Source organism: Pseudomonas sp. NPDC089401 (assembly GCF_044749485.1).
Lineage (GTDB): Bacteria > Pseudomonadota > Gammaproteobacteria > Pseudomonadales > Pseudomonadaceae > Aquipseudomonas.
In genome coordinates, this window is the sequence record NZ_JBIVIA010000006.1 from 99,450 (window position 1) to 119,306 (window position 19,857).

Below are 19,857 nucleotides of genomic sequence, written 5' to 3' on the forward strand. Positions count from 1 at the left end.
GGACCCACAGGGATAGCACAGTCTTCAAATGTTGTGCTGTCTCTGTGGGACCCACAGGGATAGCACAGTCTTCAAATGTTGTGCTGTCTCTGTGGGACCCACAGGGATAGCACAGTCTTCAAATGTTGTGCTGTCTCTGTGGGAGCGGGTTTACCCGCGAATAGGCCGGTGCAGGCAGCCCTTAACCCACAAACTTGCGCAATTGCTGCTTCACCCAGGGCTCGGCGCTCACCAGGATCACCCCCAGCAGCACCATCAACGCCCCGATCACGAAGTTCGCACTCAGCGGCTCGCCCAGCAACACCACGCCAAACGTCACCCCGAACAGCGGCGTGATGAACGAAAACACCGCCAGGTTCGAAGCCAGGTACTTGCGCAGCAGCCAGAACCAGGTCAGGTAGCTGACGAACGACACCACGATCCCCTGGAACAGCACGCTGCCCACCGCCAACGGCGTCAGCTTCACCTCGCCGACCTGCCCGCTGAGCAGCGCAATCAGCAACAACCCGGCAAAGCCCACCGCCAGCTGGTAGAACAGGGTCAAGGTCGCCGGCGCCTCCGACAACCGCGAGCCGCGCACCACCACCGTGGTTGCGCCCCAGGCCAGCCCGGCAAGCACGCCAAAGGCATCGCCCAGCAACATCCGCCCGTCCATCTCGGCGAACGACAGCCCGCCGGCAAAGGCCATGGCGATGCCGCCGAACGCCAGCAGGATGCCCAGCCACTGCAACAACCGCAGGCGCTCGCTGGGCAACATGAAGTGCAGGCCGAGCGCGGTGAACACCGGCGCGGTATAGAGGAACACCGACATGTGCGCCGCCGAGGTCAGCTTCAGCCCCTCGGCGATGAACAGGAATTCCAGGCCGAACAACCCGCCGGCCAGCAAACCGCCGCGCCAGGTGCTGCCCACCTGCTCCCAGCCACCCCGCCAACAGATCATCAGGCCCACCAGCACGGCGGCAATAGCATTGCGCAGGGCGGCCTGCATCACCGGGGCGATGTCTACCGCGGCGGTTTTGATCAGCACCTGCTGGCAGCCCCAGATCAGGCACAGGCCCAGCATGACCTGGAAGGCGAAGGCGTCAGGGTTCTTGCGGGCCGCGCTCATGGGCGGGCCTTTTGGATGGTGGTGGGCATCGGCAAGGGCTCGGCAGTGATCGGAAAGCACCGATTATCGGGTTTCCCTGCCCACCCTTGCCAGCCTCAAAACGACCTCAAGCAATCTGCGCCTTGGCGGACACCTGCTCGAAAGTGGTCTCGTCCAGCGCGTCCGCTTGGTCGTCGAGCACCTGCCGCGGGTGCTCGAAGCCCGGAATGCTGCTGTCGATCAGGCTCAACAGCCGCGAACCGCGCTCGGTGAGCACGAAATTCTCGCCATTGCCGCCCTCCTCGTGTGGCCGGCTTTCGATGAAGCCACGCTCGAACAGCAGCTTTTCGTACTCGCAGGCGCGGGTTTTCAGGTGGTCGATGTCACCCACCGGCTGGCCCTCGGCGGCCAGCGCCGCAGCGTGCTGCTCGGCATAGGGGCGTGGCGTGAAGCTGTGACCGGCGCCGTTCTGCACCTCGTGCAGCAAACGCTCGATCAGGTCCCAGTCGTAGGTGTTGCTCATGGGGATGGCCTCCTGCTGTGGACGAAGGGGGTACACAGGTTGGGACCTGCTCCCGGTCGCAGGCGTTCCGAAAGATCTCAGCGCTTCAGCATTGCGGAAGAAATCGTCGTTCAGTTCGGGGATATCAGTCAGAGCGCTCTGGTCAAAGGTGAAGTCGGCAAGACAATCTCTACTCGAAGCACCACTGGCGACCATCGCTTACAAACAGAAAAGGACTACATCTATCAGAGAAACATTCTCGCAGCTCAAAGCACCACTAGCTGTTCTTCACCAGATAATTGATAAACAACCGAAACAACTCCGCATTCCCGGCAATCCCCAACCGCTGCCAGATATTGTGCCGGTGCACCTTCACCGTTCCCTCCGAAATCCCCAGTTCACGGGAGATCGACTGGCTGCTGTGCCCCTGCAGGATCAGCTTGGCCACATGCCGCTGGGTTTCCGTCAGCTGGCCCTGAAGGATATCCACGAAGGCATCTTCCAACTGGCTGTCCGATTCCTGCGGGTCGGCCAGGTCGTCGGCGTGGGCCAGGCGCAGGTGCTGGCTGAAGATGGCGTCGATCACCGGCGTCAGTGCCGCCAGGCGCTGCGCTTCCTCGGCCTCGAAGGCGCCCTTGTCGAGGCCGCGCATCAGCGAGTACACCAGCGCGGTACGCGGCCGCACCGGGACGATGAAGCCGATTTCCTCGATCAGGCTGCCGTGGTGCGACGAGACACAGGGGTGGATGTCGTGGGAGATGGAAAAACCCGAGGCGAAGAAACTGTCCGGCGCCAGCTCGCTCATGCGCCACAGCCCCGAGGGGTGGTGGTTGGTGCAGGCGACGTAGAACGGGTCGAGCAGGTAGCCGCCGCGCAGGTAGGCCTTGAGCGTGCGCTCGGCCACGCGCTGCTGGTAGCCGTCGTGGATCAGCAGCGCCGGCTGGTTGAAGCGGAACAGGTAGGCGCAGCTCATGTCGAAATCGACCACGCCCTTGAGCGCGTCGTCGAGGGCCGGGCCCAGGGTGTCGCTGCCGATGCTGCGGATGACCGCGCCCAGGCGGTCGGCGTTGTCGCTGTTCATGACTGTGGCCTGTGCGGTGTAGGAAGAAAACGCGAATGCCGCCCGGCTGTGGAAGCCCGAGCGGCATTGAACGATGCCTGGACCAGTCAGTGCAACGCTGGGCTGGCCGGCAGCAGTTCCTTCTCTTCCTCCTGACGCCCCAGTTCCAGCGCCTTTGGCACCGCCAGCCAGTACGCCAGCCCCATGCCCAGCAGGCCACCGGCGAGCTTGCCGATGATCAGCGGGCCGATCAGGGTCGGCTGGAAGTTGGCCGAGTAGGCCAGGTGGTCACCGAAGGTGAAGGCCGCGCACACGGCGAAGGCGATCACCAGCACCTTGTCCTTGGGCGGCATGTCGGCCACCAGGCGGAACATCGCCAGGATGTTGGCCGAAGCCGCAAGGATGCCGGCGGCGCCCACCGGCGACAGGCCAAGCTTCGACGCCACCTTCTCGATCGGCCGCGACAGGAAGCGCTTGATCAGGTAGACCATCGGGAACGCACCGCAGAGCATGATGCCGACGTAGCCGGCGATCTCCAGGGCGCGGAACTGGTCAGCCTTGTCAGCGATGATCGGCGCAAAACCCCAGCCACCGAACAGCGAGGTGAAGGCGCCGGTGAAGTACTCGACGATCGAGGCCACCAGCACCAGGGTCACCGCCGCATACATCAGTTGCCCAAGCTTGAGGAACAGGCTGACCATCAGGTTGGGGAAGTACCTCAGCGCCGCCGCCAGTGCCACGCAGAACAGGATCAGCGGCGACAGGTTGCGCAGCAGGGTCGGCAAGGTGAAGTGCAGCGCCTGGGTCGCCGCGCCTGCAGTGGCGATGTCCGGGCGCACGCCCAGGCCCATGGCCTGCATGCCCATGGCGATGAACACGATGCTGATCGGGATGCTCAGCAGCCCGGCCATGATGCCCAGGGCCATGTACTTGTGGTCGGCCTTGTTGAGCATGGCCAGGCCCACGGGGATGACGAAGATCACCGTCGAGCCGCACTGGAAGCCGGTGATCAGGCCGAGGATCCAGCCCTCCGGGCTGTGCGACAGAGCCTGGGCCAGCTGATAGCCGCCCAGGTCCGAGGCGATGAAGATCGGCCCGGCGATGCCGGCGTCGGCGCCCATGGCCAGGAACAGCGGGCCGATGACCTGGCTGATGAAGCTGGAGATGAACGGGATGGCGGCCATGATCCCGGCCACCGGGATGAAGATCGGGCCGATGCTGTGCAGGCCGGCGGTGAATTCCTTGGCCAGCTCGGATTCTGCGTTGACGATCGAGGCGATCGCGCCGATCACCGCGCACACCATGATCACGTAGATGACGTAAGTGCCTATGTTTTCCATCTGCTGCCTCTGTCTTGTTGGAATTGGCTTGGGGGCAGAATTGAAAGGTGCTGCTGTTCTTGTTGTGGTGGCCGGCAGCGCGCCGCCGGCCGGGTATCACATGGCGGTGTAGGCGTTGTCGACGAACAGGTGCGAGCCGCTGACGAAGCTCGACTCGTCGCTGGCCAGGAACAGCGCCGCATTGGCCACCTCGCTCGGGTCGCACAGGCGCCCCTGCATGGTCTTGATCGCCTCGTCGGACGCATCCACGCCGTAGCCGCGCAGCAGGTCGAGCTCGCGGCGGCCATGGGCGGTACCGATGAAGCCCGGGCAAATGGCGTTGCTGCGGATATTCTGGTCGCGGTACTCCACGGCCAGAGCGCGGGCGAACATATGGCAGGCGCCCTTGGTGGTGCAATACAGCACCTCCATCGGCGTGCCGACAACGGCGGAAATCGACGAGGTGCAGATCACGCTGCCGCCGCCGGCGGCGAGCATGCCCGGCAGCACCGCCTTGGTGACCAGGAACATGCTTTTCACGTTCACGTTCATCAACCGGTCCCACTCCGCTTCGCTGGTTTCCAGGAACGGGCCGGCGGCGATGATGCCGGCGTGGTTCATCAGCACGGTGATCGGGCCGAAGTGCGCCTGGGCCTGGGTGACTGCGCGGTGCACCTGGTCGGCCTGGGACACGTCGGCGGCAACGAACAACGCCTGGCCGCCACCTTCATTGATGCGCGCGGCCACGGCTTCGCCCTGGCTGGTGGGCAAGTCGAGGATCACCACCTTGGCGCCCTCGGCGGCGAACAGCTCCGACGCGGCCAGGCCACAACCGCCTGCGCCGCCGGTAATCAGTGCCACCTTGCCTTTCAATCGATCCATGGGTGTGTTCCTCGGTTGTTGTGGTTGTGAGGTCAAACTAGAGCCGAGGGGGAGCGCGGTAAATATACCCAGGGGTATAGCCGCTGGTCGCTGTGGCCGAACCAACTGCCGCGCGCGGGCCTCCACCGGGCAATACCATCGCCGGAGGTAGAACGGATGAAACCGCTGCTGAGGATCGCCTGTGCCACCGCCCTGTGCTGCGCCCTCCCCGCCTGGGCTTGCACACCGGAAGAAGCTGCACAGAAACGGGAGGAGCTGGCTGGGCTGGTCAGCCAGTTGACCGAGCAGAACCCGCAGAAGGCCAAGGAGATCAATGATGAGCTTCAGGGGATGGAGCTGGGGACGGCGAGCAAGGATTTGCCGGATAAGTGTCAGTTGATCGACAAAAGGATCAAGGAGTTGAAGGAAGCGGGGAAGAAGGCGGAGTAAGGTGCCGGCATCGAGCTTCAACTATGTCGATAATTGGGAAGTCGACCATGCCTGCTATCTACTACCGTCACACTGGATATTCTCGTCAAATTAAAAACGCCATGTACCCTAATCGGAACATGGCGCAGATAAACCATCGCGCGCTCAGGGATGGACTATTTCACTCTGAGCGCTCAACCGAATATACAGTGAACTTATTTCTATCTTTCTCGACATGTAATCTCTTGCACTGCGGGCAGCGATAGACGGTCAACGAGTTTTTGTCAAGAGACTCATAGAATGAGCCTGCGGAAACAACCTGGGATTCCATTTTCTCACCCAGCTCCTCAACAATCGTCTCTGGCACCAACATGAGCTCATATTCGGCCCATCCACGCGACAGATTCATGACATAGCCACATCTACATACGTACTTGGGCATTTTCACCCCTCACCGGCAGGACGATCTAACCTTCAAATCGCTTCATCGCAGCAATAACCATATGAGCAGCCAAGACCAAAAGCTAATGCGAATAAAACAACACCGGCGCAATTCCGGTGCAGGGTGCATCCGTCGAGACCGTCGAGGAGTCGGCAGCGCCATCAATTGCTTTCGCCCCAACTAAACTTTAAGAAAAATAGAAAAATCCGGACCAAGTTCATTTCTTAAGCTTTCAGCCAGCCGCTCTCCCTCCTGTTTGAATTCGCGCTCTAACTCTTCACTTTTAAACTTGGAGTTTGGTGGATAATCAACATCTAACGTTTCATTGTATAAAGCGGCCCACCTTAACAGACGAACCTGAAGCGCCTCAGAGATAGGAAGCTCGCAAGGATCTATATCACCATACTCATCAGGGGACATATGCCAAAGCGGATAACACTGATAATCAGCCATCAACTTTATATTTTTCACTTAACGCTACCCCTTAGATTTGCGCCGACGACAAAGCCGTTATTACTGATAGTCACAGCAATTCGCTGCAACTTACCATTAATAGCTAACTCATAAATTGGGCGACCAACTCCAGAGCCTTGATAACCAACGAGCTTACCCTCAGAAACGGCCCTCATTACCACACCCGGAATCTGAGCCTCAGACACGCCTATCTGAGCGAATTGGCTACCATGTTCCTCAATAATGTGTGCAACCCGGCTTTTGAGTTCCCAGTCTCTAGGAATACAACTTTTCCGCTAGGATTGCGAGTCGTTGCAATGACATTCTCTGGGGTAAATTTCACACCATTAGCAGCTAACTCATCAAGCAAAGATGTGTTCAGCGTGCCTGTTGCAGCGGCCTCCTTAACAGGATGGCTGTACGGCATGCCAGCCTCAGCATCCGCCGAGACCGTCGAGACCGTCGAGACCGTCGAGACCGTCGAGACCGTCGAGACCGTCGAGGAGTATGGCGCCTTTCCTGCACCCGCCCCTTTTACACCTTTAAAAAAGCAAAACTAAAGAGCCCCAGCTAGGTTTTACGCAAGGTCCACCATCGACAACTCAAATCAGGTTCAAATGCAATCCTAGCCTCTGAAATTGAATCGCAAATATCAAAGACAACACGAATTCCCGCCTCGGAACCATCTCGCACCACCTCGATAGATTTAACGCTTTCCGACGAGAAAACTGCTAATTCCTGCATGGCGAGTCTCAGTACAACCTGAAACGACTTCATAACCACACTAAAAGAAAAATCTAATTCAAGATCACCACTTCTTGACTTCATTACATAACGGCACAAGGCCAAGCTTGGATCGACCTCAATAGGTTCAATACCAAACTCCTGCAAAAAATCGTTTTCGCTCGGAAACTCCATTACTGCGCCCTCAGTGAAGCGGTATGACTGTACTTAGTTTGCGAATCCCATCATCAAGAACCTGGAACGTGGCCTGAAAGTTAACAGCCTTGCCCGACGGCCCCACGAAAAATGACTCTTTAACCTCGAATTTACCATACTGGTTGGAGAACGTGCTTACCACACTCCCTTCAGTTTTAGCCGAAAGCGCCAGGAGCGAACGCTGCCGTCCAACTATTGGGGGACGAATCGCTACATTAGTGCTCCCCCCCATCACAGCCATTCCTAATTAGAACGGGAAGCCTCGATCCTTGCCCAGAGTCAGCATTGAAGCATGCATTAGCATCGAACCCACCCGCAGAGCCAAGTTCGGGCAGCAACAAAACTTCATCTCTTGCAGACTTTAATCAATCATACTTCTCTCAAAAGACAACCCATCAAAATCTCTAACAGCATAAATACTTTCATACTGAAACGATAAAACGAAGCCAGACTCAATCTTCAATGACAGCTCCTGAAGAAATGATTTTATATCAGTCCAGCTTTCAGAAAGGTTGCTTCCTCGACAATGAAAGGCCCCTCTTAACCCGACTTTCCAGCTCATAGAGCACCCTTCAGCCACGATCTCCTCGGGGTGATCCAAACTACGAATTGAAAATTGGCAACCTGAATTCTTGAAGCTTGCGTCCAATCTAGCATTGCCTAAGCAGCAGCTCTCCCCTATAGACGACAGAGTACCAGCTATACTCTCAAGACTAGCTCCAGCTTGAATCTCAAGCGCCATCATTATACTCATCGCCCAGCCTCAATCACCTTAAACTGACCATCTTTCAGAAGATACAAACTCTTTAAACCTTCAACTGACCTGACACTCAATGCACTTTCTATCTGCTTGAAGGTCAACGGTGAATCTGCCAAATTCACTACAATATTCTGAGCCTGCTTCTCGACTTTTTCAGCAACAGTCATTAGCACTGAAATCGGGCTATTGGTTCTAGGAGAGAACACATCTGCAAACTCTCCATTTATCTTAAGGTCGGGGTTCGCTGCGTTTTTCTTTATATTTGGTAACTGCTCAATGTCATACCCAGCCTGAGCAAGCGATTTCGCAGCTTCGTTCTGCCGATCAATAGATCGAACCATCTCCGGACTCGCATTCTTGGGTGGAAGCTCAGGCTCCCCTTTCAAAGAACCGATCTTTGGCAAGCTACTAGTTCCTGCCTCGGCATCAGTCAACGCGCTAGTAGGATTAGGATTCTTTGGGACATCTGCCAACCCTTTTGCCCCACCGCTACCATCCGCAGCCACTCGCGCCGCACTTACCCGCTTCGTCAGCGACTCGGCGACCTGCCCAAGCTTAGCAGTATGGTTAACGGCAACGAAGGTCGAAACGAAGTCCGTTGCCCACTTCGCCTCTACCTCAGCCGCCTGCCCAGGGTCACCTTGCAGCCGGAAGAGCCGCGCCTGGACGTCGGCATCCTGCTTGGCCTGAAGGAACGCCTTGACCACATCCTGCGGATTGCTCGCCGATTTGATCAGCTCATGCAAGACGCCGGTGGTGGTACCTTCCGGGTTCGTCACCAGGCCTTCGCCCAACCCGTACAGGCCTTTGATCTGCTCCACCACGGAGTCGGCAACGCCCTTGCCGGCGCCCAGCAGCTGGGCATTGGGGTCGACCTTGCCGAAATTCAGGTTGCGGTTGTAGTAGTCCTCGTTTTCCTTGCCCGCCAGCAGGTACTCACCGTACATCTTCTCGTCGTTGAAGTAGCCGCTATGGTTGCTCGCATACCCCTTGAGCAATGCCAGCGTCTGTTCAGGGGTGTACTGCTTGTTGCCGCCCTCGACCACCGGAACGTCACCCGCCGCGTGCGTCACATCGTAGCCGGCAGCCATCGGTGTCAGTGCCTTGGCCAGGTAGTCCATGGTCACGGCGTCGATCACCAGGCCTTGCTTGGTCAGCACATCCTGCCACTGCTTGTCGGTGTAGTAGGCGAACGCCTGGGCCATGCGCCGCTCGGCTTCGGCGGGGCTGATGCCGGCCGCGTCGGCCAGTGCCTGCGCCTCCTTCTTGATCAGGCGCGTTTCCTCGGGGTGCGCCTGGCGGTTGTACTGATCGGCCATCTGGGCGATCCACGCCCCGCTGTTCACATCGCCACCGACCAAGCCAGCAGCCGCGGCGCCCACCAGCTGAGAGAACGCCTGGCGCAACGCTGGCTGGCTCTTGAAGGTCTGGTCGAGCACGTTGGCCATGGCCTGGTTGGCCCCGGCCGCAACTGCGCCAGTGGTGAAGTCACCACCGGTGGCAGCCGAGATCGCGCCACCGGTCAGGGCATGCAGGGCAATCCGGCCCTCGCCACCTTCGCGCCAGAAGGCCGCACCGCTGCTGTCCCCGAGGCCCTCGGCCTTGATCTGCTGCTCGTCGGCATAGCTGCCGACGTTATTGAAGGCCACCGCTGCAACGACGCTGCCGGCCTGCGACATCAGGCTCTGCATCAGGTTGTCGCCAAGGCTTCCGCCCTTGATGACGGTCTGCGTCACCCCCGAGGCAACGCTAGTGACACCGGCCTGCAGGCCGAAGCCTGCAATACCGTCGAGCGTGCCCAGGTTGAAGCCGTTGGTGTTCTTGAAGGCTGCGTCGGTGCCGCCGAAGTTGGGCGTGATGTAGTTGGCCGCTACCCCGGCCCCGACCATGGAAATCGCCGCGTTCTGCAGGCTGTCCTTGCTCAGGGTGTCCTTCAGCGCTGCACCCACGTTGCCTTTGTTGTTGACCACGCTGACGGCACCGGTACCCGCCAGCGAACCCAGGCCCGCCGACAGCGCCATGTTGCCCCAGCCTGCGGCAGCGAAGGTGCCGGCTGAGGAAATCCCACCGGCGGCCATGACCCCGCCGGTGCCCGCCGAGCCGGCACCGGCAAACGCCGTGCCGAGCGCCCCGCTGGCAGCGCCTGCGGTCAGCACCGAGACGATGATGATGATCGCCAGCATGGCGCCCTGACCAAGCCCGGAGTGGCTGTACTTGTAGCTGTCGTGCAGCTCCTTGACCCGGTGCCAGTCGACATCGCCGCGCTTCTCGGCCTCCTTGAGCCAGGCCAGGTCAGGGTCGGCCTGCACCATCGCATCGATGGTCTGGCTGACGGAACGCTGGTCGATGTTCTTCAGGTCGACCTGCACGCCATCGGCGGCCTTGAGGACCAATTCGCCCTTGGCCACCAGCTGGCTCTGGCGCAGGCTCTCGTCCGTGCTGCCCTTGCCCTTGGCACTGGTCCAGGCCAGGCTGTTGCTGCTCTTGGCGTGGTTCTCCTGGTGCAGGTCCTTGACCCCCTCGAAGGTCAGGGTGCCGGTACTGTCGAGGGTCAGGTCATTGCCACTCTCGAGCCTGGCCGCCTGGTAGCGCTGGTCGCCACCGCTTTCCAGGGTGAGATCGCCGCCGCTGGTGATCTGGCTGCCGACATGACGCACGTCGGTCACCTCGTCATGGCGGGTCTTCTTCTTGCCCCAGCTGCCCTTGCTCTTCTTGTCGTACAGCGAATAGTCGCTGTCGGTCTCGGCCAGCAATTCGATGTTGCCGCCGGCGTAGAGGTAGGCTTCGTCGCCGGCGCTGACTTTGCTGGACACCAGCGTCAGGTCCTCGCCGGTGGTCAGCGTCACATTACCGCCAGCGGTCAATTGGGTACCGACCTGGCTGACGTGATCCTCCTGGACGGTCACCTTCTTGGTCTTGGAGTAGAAGTGGTCCTCGTTCGCGGCGGAGGCCAGGGTCATGCTGCCTAGCGCATCGACGGCGATATTGCGCTTGGCCTCGATATCGCTGGCGATGGCGCTGAAGTCACGACCGGCCTGCAAGCTGATATCGCGCCCGGCATCGAGCTGCGACTCGGACTGGCGGACGGTGCCAGTGAGCTGGCGACCGTTCTTTTCCATATGGTTGGACTGCTCGGTGGCGCTGAGCAGCAAGTCGCGCCCGCTGCTGGCGAGCAGGTCGCGGCCGGCCTGCAGGGCCGATCCGCTGTTGAGCAGATCACGGCCAGCGCTGATCAGCAGGTCGTTGCCGGCCTCGATACGCGCGCCACTGTCCAGGTAGTCAAGCTGTTGCTGATAGGCGCCATAGTCGAGCGCAACACGGCTGCTGTCGCGCTGGTTGATCAGGTCACCGCCGAGCGTCGTCAGCTTGACGTCGCCACGGCCACTGATGATGCCGCCAGCGCTGTTGACCAGGTTGTTGCCAGCCAGCAGGTCCAGACGCCCGCCGGCCTCGATCAGCCCGGCATTGCTCAGGTCGTTGCCCGTCGTCGCGGTCAGGTCGCGAGTAGCACGCAAGGTGCCGACGTTTTTCAAGTCCTCGCCGGCAACCAGTTCCACGTCCTGGCCGGCGATCAACGCACCATCGGGGGCCAGGCGGTTGTTGGCATGGGCCAGGTACAGCACCGGCACCAGCACCTTCTCGCCATTCACCTCATGCTCTTCGAGCCAGACGATATCGTGGGTCAACGCCGTCACCTGGGCCTCCGTCAGGCCGACGCCCACGCTCAGGTTGAGCTCGTTCTTGCTGAGGATGGCGTTGTCCATCAGGTGCTTGTACAGCTCTTCACCCGAGGTCTGGCCATCGATGAACTGCTGGCCGGTACGAGCTACCACCGCCTGCTGGATCAGGCGCTGCTCATACAGGCCATCGCCCAGGCGTTTCCAGCTGTTATCCGGGTCGTAGCCCAGGTTATCCAGCAGGTAGTCGGAGCTCATGAACTGCTTGAGGTCGGTGAGCACCGGGTTGGTTTCGATCAGGTACTTCTGGGGTTTGCTGACGTACTGGCTGGCCGGGAAGCGGGTGACGCCGGGAATCTCGATGCCTGGGTCGCTACCGGTATTCGCCTGCCGCTGCGGCAGCGTGAAATCGTCCGAGGCATCTGCCGGTGCGTACACCCCCAGCGCGCTGGCGCGGCCGCCGACGGCCCCACCCTGGTGGGCGACATCGGCGATGTGGCTGTCTGCCGAGCTGTAGGCGCCAGCATTCGCCGCCTGCAATTCACCCGGGGTCGAGCCGGGTGCGCTGCCCTGGCGGCTCTGAGTGGCGACACTGCCCGTGCCCAGGGCCCATTGCTGGCCCGACACGCTCGCGTCATTACCGCCCTGCCCGCTCAGACGGAACAGGCCGTTCTGCCCTGCGGGCAGGCTGAAGCCAGGCAACAGGGTCGGGTCGACCTGCTGGCGGGCCAGGTCTGGTGGCAATTGCGCATTCAGATGCACGACAATCGGCTGGGTGACGCTGTTGACGTGAGTGTCGAAGGAGCGGTTGCTCAGGCCCGACGCTGCCTGCTGCACCACCACATTGCTGATGTCACCGGTCGCACTGAGCTTCGCCGCGCCACCTGCCTGGATGATCGCAGGGGCGATGAACTGCCCATCGGCCTGGACGGTGAGCGGCTCGTCGATGCCGCGGAAAAGCGCCGGGTCGAACTTCGCCACCAGCTCTGCGAACGCTTCCTGATCGAACGGCCCCGTGCTCGGGTGCGCCCGATCGTAGGCCTTCACGTCATTGATCCGTTGATAGAAAATCGATTGGGCGATCTTCACGTCCTTGCCGATCTGCTTGCTCACGGTGCCCGACTCGGAGCGCTCACCCTGGTTAGTGATGTTGCCTGCCGTGATGGCCAGGTCATTGCCAGCCGAAATGACGCTGCGGGAGTTGAGGAACGTCGAGGCATCGGCCGTGAAGTCATGCCCGGCCACCAGGGTCGCCGACGGCGAGTCCTCATGGACGACCGTCTCCACGGTCTTGTAGATGTATGCCGGCCCGCGTACCCAACCACCATCGCCACAGTGCTGGACACAGCGGATGGTGATGTAGCCGCCGGTGACGGACTGGGTCGCGCTGAACTTGTTGCGCTCGTTGACGAAACGAGCGGCCTGCACATCGATGTCGCCGGCCGCTTCGATGCTGCCGGAACTGTTGAGCAGCGAAGCCGCCGAACTGCCCGCAGCGGCACCGGTAACCAGCAAGTTGCCCAGGCTGTAGACGTCCGCGTAGCGGTTGGTGAAATCGGCGGTGCGAACCGTCATGTCCCGACCGCTGAACAGGAAGCCTCGGCTGCCATCGTCCGCCTGGTCGTTGAGCACCGTGCCGGCACTGAGCACCAGGTCGCGCGACGCAGCCAGGGCGCCGTCGTTGACGATGCCAGCTGCGCGCACGGTCAGGTCGGTGGCGGCGGACAGGCTGCCGTGGTTGGTCAGTTGCCCATTGATGTCGACCCCAATGGTGCTGCCGCCCGCGATACTGGCGGCATTGCCCAAGGTCATCTGCGCGGCGGCCAGGTTCATGGCGCCAAGGCCGGTCAGCCGGCCATTGCCGGAGTAGCTCCCGCCCAACGTCAGGCTCAGCGTGCCGTCACTGGAAATCACACCATCGTTGTGCCAGTCGCCACCGCGAGCGATCAGCGCGTTGGTCGCCAGCAACTGGCCGCTGGCGGTCTGGGTGAAGTTGCCGACGTTGAGCTGCAGCGTACCGGCCTGCAGCACGCTGCTGTTGGTCCAGCTGTCAGCGTCCAGGGTCAGGGTGCCACGGGTGGACATTCGCCCGCCCGCCGCCATCACCTGCTGGCTGCTGACACCGAAGTTGCCGCTGCCGACGTGCAGCAGCGTACCGTCGGTGTTGAGCAGGTTGCCGACAGTCAACTCCAGGTCGGTGTTGGCGGTTTCCAGTGCACCGTTGCGATTGTCCAGCAGCCCGCCGATCTGGAAGCCGGTCTTGCCGGCAGTGCCCAAGGCACGAATCTGACCTTCCCGGTTATCCAGAGCCGTTGCGCCAACATCAAGCGTGCTGGCGCTTTCGATGATGCCGCTACGGTTGTCCAGCGCGCCTGTGAGCGCCAGTTCGATACGCTGACCGACCATCTCGCCACGGGCATCGCCGCCATTGAGCAGGCTGCTGCCAGTCACCTTCAGCAGGCCGTCGGCCGATACACCGCCGTCGCGGTTGTCGAGCTGACCGGTGCGGATCAAGGCATCGCCCGTCAGCGCAGCGATACGCCCGCCGCGGTTGTCGAGGCTGGCGCTCTGCAGGTCCAGGCTCAGGGCCTGGAGAATGCCGCGCTGGCCGGCCGCGTCGCTGCCGTTGCGCAGCACGCCGGTGGTGCGCATGGCCAGGGAGCGTTTGAGGCTGGCCAGGGTGCCGCCACGGTTGTCGACGTTGGCCGCGCCGAGGTCGAGGGTGCCGTCCTGGGCGATCAGCTTGCCGCCCTGGTTATCGAGGTCGCCCACACTTTGCACATTCAGTGCGCCACTGGCCTGCACGCTGCCCTTGCTGTTGGCGAGGCTCGCCGCTTGCAGGTTCACGTCGCCTTGCTGGCTGTAGATCAGGCCATCGGCCGCGTTGTTCACCGCCCCGCTGCTGGTGAGCGTGAGCAGGCCGCTGGCGGCGAGGGTGCCGCGCTGGCTGTTGTCGACGCTTTCGGCCAGCAGCTTGAACAGGCCCTGGCTGACGATCTCGCCGCCCTGGTTGTCGACCTGTTTGGCACGCTGGATCAACAGTGCCTTGCCGCTGGCCAGCTTGCCCTGGCGGTTGATCAGCTCACCCAGCAGGTCGAGGGTGAGTTCGCCCTGGGCGATGAAGCTGCCGGTGCTGTTGTCCAGGCGCGAAGCGTTCAGGTTCAGCGCTTGCTGGGCGGCCACGCGTGCGCTGCGGTTGTCGAGGGCCTGGGCATCGATGTCGAGCTGCCCACCCGCATCGATCAGGCCACCGTCCTGGTTGTCCAGCGCGCCGGTGATCGCCAGGTGTTGCGCACCGGCGCTGGACAGCACGCCGTTGGCGCTGTTGTCGAGGCTGGCGGCGCTGACGTCCAGCCGCTGCTGGGCGACCAGGGCGCCACCTTCGCTGTTGCGCAGGGCGCCGGCAATGCTGGCCTGCACTCCCCCCGCGCGGCTCGACAAGGTGCCTTGCTGGCGGTTGTCGAGGCTCTGGCCGCTGACCGTCAGCCCCTGCCAAGCGGAAATCAGCCCGCCCTGGTTGTCGATTGCACCACTGGCAAGCGCCAGCGTCTGCTCACTGATCAGCTTGCCTTGGCGGTTGTCCACGGCACTGGCATCGAGTTGCAGTGCCTGGGCGGTGGACAGCTCACCTTGCTGGTTGATCAGCGTGCCTAGCTGGTTGAGGGTCAACTGCCCGGCCGTGGTGATCAGGCCACCGCTGTTGTCGAGGTCTCCGCCGCCAAGCGCCAGGGCAATCGTGCTGCCCAGCAGCTTGCCGTCGCGGTTGTCGAGGCCCTGGCTGGTGACGGCCAGCGCATCGCGGGCCTCGATCAGGCCGCGGTTGGTCAGCAGGCCGCCGACATTCAATTGCAGGCCGCCCTGGCTGCTCAGGGTACCGCCGCTGTTGTCCAACTGCCCGGCATGGACTTCCAGCGCCTGGGCACCGATCAGGCCCTTGAGGTTATCCAGCCGCTGGTTGACCCGCAGCATCAGGCCCTGGTTGCTGAGCAGGCGGCCGTTGCTGTTGTCCAGTTGCTCGGCATCCAGGCTGAAGGCCTGGGCGCTGGAGATCTCGCCGCCCTGGTTGGCCACGCCGTTCAGGTTGGCCAGCACCAGCAACGGGGCGTTGATCAGGCCGCCGCGGTTGTCCAGCTGGCCATGGTCGAGGTCCAGGTGCATCGAGGTGTCGCTGAACAGCTTGCCGCCCTGCTGGTCGAGGCCGGTCACCGTCGCGGTGAGCGCTTCGCGGCTGCCGATGCGGCCACCGTCGCGGTTGTCCAACTGGCCGGCATGCAGGTCGAGGGTGCGGTTGCTGCTGATGCTGCCCTGGCGGCTGTTGTCGAGGTGGCCGGTGTTGATGCCCAGCGTGCCCTTGCTGGAGACGACGCCCTTGTCGGTGTTGGCGAGACTGGCGCTGGCCAGCACGATGTCAGCGTCGCTGAGCAGTTCGCCGCCGTTGTTCAGCAGGTCGCCCTGGCTGGTCAGCTGAAGCTGGCCGGCGCTGCTCAGCTGGCCGCTGCTGTTGTCCACGCGTTGCGCCATCAGGGCTAGCTGGCCCTCGGCACTGACCACGCCGAGGCGGTTGAGCGCTTCACCGGTCAGGATCAGGGTCATGTCCTGCTGGCTGGTCAGGCGCCCGCCAGCGTTATCCAGCGTCGCGCCGTTCAGCACCAGGTCGCCCTCGGCCTCGATGGCGCCCTGGTTGCGGTTGAGCAGTTGCTGCAGGGCCAGGGTCAGACCGCTGCCGGCGACCAGCAGGCCGCCGTCGCTGTTGTCGAGCAAGGTGCCGCCGATGTCGACGCTTGCCTTGCCGGTGATTTCGCCGCCGCGGTTGTCGACCTGGTCGACGTCGAGGGTCAGCGCGCCATTGCTGCCCAACAGGCCCGCAGCGCGGTTGTCCAGTTGGGCGCCGTTGACCTGCAACTGGTCCAGGCCGATCAGCGTGCCCGCCGTGTTCACCAGCGACTCGGCATCGATCTCCAACGGCCCTTTGCTCGACACCTGGCCTTGGCTGTTGTCCACAACCTTGGCGCTGAAGTGGCCGGCAGCATCGGCGACCAGCGTGCCCTGGCGGTTGTCCAGGCGCCCGTCGATGGCCAGGGCCAGGTTGCCACGGCTGCTGACCACGCCGCCCTGGTTGTCCAGGCTGGCGGCGTGCAGGTCCAGGCCGTTGGCCGATACCAGGCCCTTGGCGTTGGCCAGGGCCTGGGCGATGCGCACGGTCAGGCCTGCGTCGCTGAGCAGCTGGCCCTGGCGGTTGTCCAGCGTGGTGGCGGCCAGGCTGAAGGCCTGTGGGCTGGCGAGCACGCCGTGCTGGTTGTCGACGCTGCCGAGGTTGTTCAACACCAGCAGCGGCGCCTTGACCAGGCCATGGTTGAGCAGCGCGCCCTGGCCCAGGTCGAGGGTGATCGATGTGTTGCTCAGCAGGCGCCCGGCCTGCTGGTCGAAACCGCTGGCAGTGAGCGACAAGGCACCGACGCTGTCGATACGGCTGTCACTGCCGGCATTGCTGACCTGCCCGGCCTTGACGGTCAGGCGGTCGTTGCTGACCACATGGCCGCTGTCACGGTTGTCCAGCGCGCCCGTGGCGAGGTCGAGCGCGCCCTGGGCACCGAGCTCGCCGCCGCGGTTGTCGAGGCTGGCGCTGCGCAGGTCGAGGGTGCCGTCGGCGGTGATCGAGCCACGCTGGTTGTCGAGCGCACCCGTGGTCGCCAGGGTCAGTGCAGCGGCGCTGGTCAGGGTGGCGTCGCTGTTGTCGAGGCTGGCTGCGCTGATGGCGAGGTTGCCCTCGGTGGTGATCAGCCCCTGGCCGTTGTCCAGTGCCTGGCCCAGTTGCAGGCGCGTCCCCTGCACCCCGGACAGGCGCCCGTTGCGGTTGTCCAGCGTCTGACCGTCGAGGGTCAACTGGCGGGTGGCGCGCAGCAGGCCCTGGGCCTGGTTGATTACCTGCCCGACAGTCAGCGCCAGGTCGGTACCGGCCAGCACCTGGCCGCCGCTGTTGTCCAACTGCTGGCCTTCGATGCCGATCGCCTGGGCCGCCGACAGCTCGCCGCCGCGGTTGTCGATAGTGCCTACCGTGAGATGCAGGCCTTGCCCTGCGCCCACCACGCCGCCCTGCTGGTTCACCAGCGCGCTGCCGAGCAGGCCCAGCTGGCCATTGGCGGACAGTTTGCCGCCCAGTTGCTCGATGCGGGTGATGCGCCCGTCGAGGTTGCCGCCACTGGTCAGGCTGCCGCCGCTGTTGTCCAGGTGCTCGGCCTGCAAGTACAGGTCACCCTGGGCGCCGAACACGCCCAGGCGGTTGAGCAGCTCGGTGCCGCTGTAGCGAACCAGGGCCTGGCCGCTGACCAGGCCCTGGTCGCGGTTGTCGAAACGGTCGACGGTGATCGTCAGCGCGTCGGCAGCATTGATCCGGCCGCCGCGGTTGTCCCATTGCTGGCCTTTGAGGGTCAGCAGCGCCTTGCCCACCAGGCGTCCACCACGGTTGTCCAGCTGGCCGGCGTCGATCTCGCTGGCGCCGTTGCCGCTGAGCAGGCCGTTGTCCTGGTTGTCGAGCAGCCCGCTCACCTTGGCCGTCAGCGCGCCGTCGGCGAGCAGCTTGCCTTGCTCACGGTTGTCGAGGCTGGCGGCGCTCACCGCCAGTGCCTGGCCAGAGGCCACGACGCCATTGCGGTTGTCCAGGGCCTGGGTGAGGTTCACCGCCAGCGCCTGGTTGCTGCTGACGGTGCCCTTGCGGTTATCGAGGCCGGCGGCGTGCAACTGGCTGTCGCCGGTGCTGGAAATCTCGCCCTGCCGGTTGTCGATAGCGGCGCCGGTGACCAGCACCAGGCCTGCGTCGCTGGTCACCACGCCGCGCTGGTTGTTCAGCGTCAGGGCATGGATGTCCAACCCGTCGCCGGAGACCAGGCCATCGAGGTTGTCGAGCACCTGGTCGAGGCGCACGGTCAGCGCGGCATCGCTGTAAAGCTGGCCATTGCTGTTGTCGAGGTTGCTGCCCGACAGGCCCAGGGCAGCCTGACTGGCAATCCGGCCGGCGCGGTTGTCCACGGCAGCGGCATTGGCGGCGACATCACGCCCGGCACTGATGCTGCCACCCTGGTTGTCCAGGCGGGCCCCGGCGTTCAGCGTCATGTCGCGGCTGGCGATCAGCTTCTGGTTGCGGTTGTCCAGCGAGCCGGCAGTGATGCGCAGGTCAGCGTCGGCAACACGGCTGCCATCGGTCGCGATACCCGCCTGGATACCGCCCAGGTTGCTCAGTTGCCCACCGGCGCTCAGTTGCACCTGGCCCGCAGCGGTCAACCCCTGGCGGTTGACCAGTTCGCCCTGGCTGCTCATCTGCAATTGCTGCGCGGCATGCACCGGGCCCTGCGCATCGATGGCCTGGGCCTGGACCTGCACATTGCCACTGGCGCTGGCCTGGGCCATGCGCAGCTGGCCATTGGCATCGAGCTGGATATCACCGCCGCTGGCGATCATCTGGCCATCGAGGCGCACACCCACGCCGGCCTCGGTGCCCACCAGTTTCACCGCACCGGCATACATGCCGCCGAGGGCGCTGGAGTCGATCGCCAGCGCCGGCTTGGCACTGCCATCATCGGCCCGCGCGGTGGCGGCCAGGGTGCGTGCGTCGACATCGTTGCGCCCGGCGACGATCGCCAGGTTGCGCGCCTGGATCTCGGCGTTGATCCTGGCACTGCGGGCGATCAGCTCGAAGCTGTCGACGTTGCCGGCGTTGACCCCGGCGCCTTCGATGGCGATCTGGCCCTGGTCGACCCGGTATCCTGTGAGCTGGCCGTTGTCGATCACCGGCGTGCCGGTGCTGAGGGTGGCCCGCGGGGTGTTGATGAAGCCGCAGCCATCACAGGTGATGCCATGCGGGTTGGCAACGATCACGTGGGCGCCCTGCCCGGCCACCTCGGTGTAACCGCGCAGCTGGCTGGCATTGGCGCCGTTGACTTCGTTGAGGATGATCTGCGCAGCCTTGCCCTGCAGGTTGGCGTTGCCGAGGATGATCCCGCCCAGCTGCGTGGACCCGGTGCGGTCGGTGACGTTGTTGAGGATCAGTCCCTGCTGGCCGACGTTGTAGTCGCTGAACTGGTTGTGCGACAGGCCGCTGCCGTTGGGCGTGGCGATGTTGACGATGGGCACGCCGTTGCCCGCCTGCCCCAGGCTGGTGCCTGCCCCACTGACCGCGATGCCTTCGGCCTGCGCCCACAGGGGCTGCCAGAACATGACGTTGGCCAGCAGCAGCGCCAGGGCACGTTTGGGCAGGCCGCAGAAATGCTCACGCGGCTGAATGCGGGCCGAGCGTTGGCGGGCCAGGAAGGCGAACAGGCGAACGTCCATGTC

10 protein-coding genes are annotated in these 19,857 nt (G+C 63.0%); 2 read left to right on the forward strand and 8 right to left on the reverse strand.

Going from position 1 to position 19,857, the window contains the following annotated elements; translation table 11 throughout:
- Positions 1-181 precede the first annotated feature (181 nt).
- The 5 genes from ACIP21_RS15425 to ACIP21_RS15445 form a co-directional block, all read right to left on the reverse strand.
- Positions 182-1,108 (reverse strand): DMT family transporter, encoded by a 927-nt coding sequence (locus ACIP21_RS15425; protein WP_400688916.1) that lies wholly within the window; start codon positions 1,106-1,108, stop codon positions 182-184.
- Positions 1,109-1,214: 106 nt separating this feature from the next.
- Entirely contained in the window at positions 1,215-1,610 is a 396-nt protein-coding gene (locus tag ACIP21_RS15430) for a transcriptional regulator (protein WP_400688919.1), read from the reverse strand.
- Between the two features lie 256 nt (positions 1,611-1,866).
- Positions 1,867-2,670, reverse strand: a complete 804-nt coding sequence (locus ACIP21_RS15435; RefSeq protein WP_400688922.1) for a LuxR C-terminal-related transcriptional regulator — start codon at positions 2,668-2,670, stop codon at positions 1,867-1,869.
- Positions 2,671-2,756: 86 nt separating this feature from the next.
- Positions 2,757-3,989, reverse strand: a complete 1,233-nt coding sequence (eutH, locus tag ACIP21_RS15440) for an ethanolamine utilization protein EutH (RefSeq protein ID WP_400688924.1) — start codon at positions 3,987-3,989, stop codon at positions 2,757-2,759.
- 96 nt (positions 3,990-4,085) lie between these two features.
- Positions 4,086-4,850, reverse strand: a complete 765-nt coding sequence (locus ACIP21_RS15445) for an SDR family NAD(P)-dependent oxidoreductase (protein WP_400688927.1) — start codon at positions 4,848-4,850, stop codon at positions 4,086-4,088.
- 156 nt (positions 4,851-5,006) lie between these two features.
- On the opposite strand from ACIP21_RS15445, the gene ACIP21_RS15450 reads away from it, so the two are divergent.
- Entirely contained in the window at positions 5,007-5,279 is a 273-nt protein-coding gene (locus ACIP21_RS15450) for a hypothetical protein (RefSeq protein WP_400688930.1), read from the forward strand.
- 601 nt (positions 5,280-5,880) lie between these two features.
- On the opposite strand, the gene ACIP21_RS15455 is transcribed toward ACIP21_RS15450, so the two are convergent.
- Entirely contained in the window at positions 5,881-6,171 is a 291-nt protein-coding gene (locus tag ACIP21_RS15455) for a hypothetical protein (RefSeq protein ID WP_400688932.1), read from the reverse strand.
- A 212-nt stretch (positions 6,172-6,383) separates the two neighbouring features.
- Here ACIP21_RS15455 and ACIP21_RS15460 point away from each other — a divergent pair, with 212 nt between their 5' ends.
- Positions 6,384-6,713: a hypothetical protein gene (locus ACIP21_RS15460; protein WP_400688934.1), complete on the forward strand. Its 330-nt coding sequence runs from the start codon at positions 6,384-6,386 to the stop codon at positions 6,711-6,713.
- Positions 6,714-6,723: 10 nt separating this feature from the next.
- Here ACIP21_RS15460 and ACIP21_RS15465 read toward each other — a convergent pair whose 3' ends face one another.
- Together ACIP21_RS15465 and ACIP21_RS15470 are read right to left on the reverse strand one after the other, a co-directional pair.
- On the reverse strand, positions 6,724-7,071 hold the full coding sequence (locus ACIP21_RS15465) for a hypothetical protein (RefSeq protein ID WP_400688937.1): 348 nt from the start codon (positions 7,069-7,071) through the stop codon (positions 6,724-6,726).
- A 771-nt stretch (positions 7,072-7,842) separates the two neighbouring features.
- A complete protein-coding gene (locus ACIP21_RS15470; protein ID WP_400688938.1) occupies positions 7,843-19,854 on the reverse strand; it encodes a filamentous hemagglutinin N-terminal domain-containing protein in 12,012 nt (4,003 codons plus the stop codon).
- Positions 19,855-19,857 lie beyond the last annotated feature (3 nt).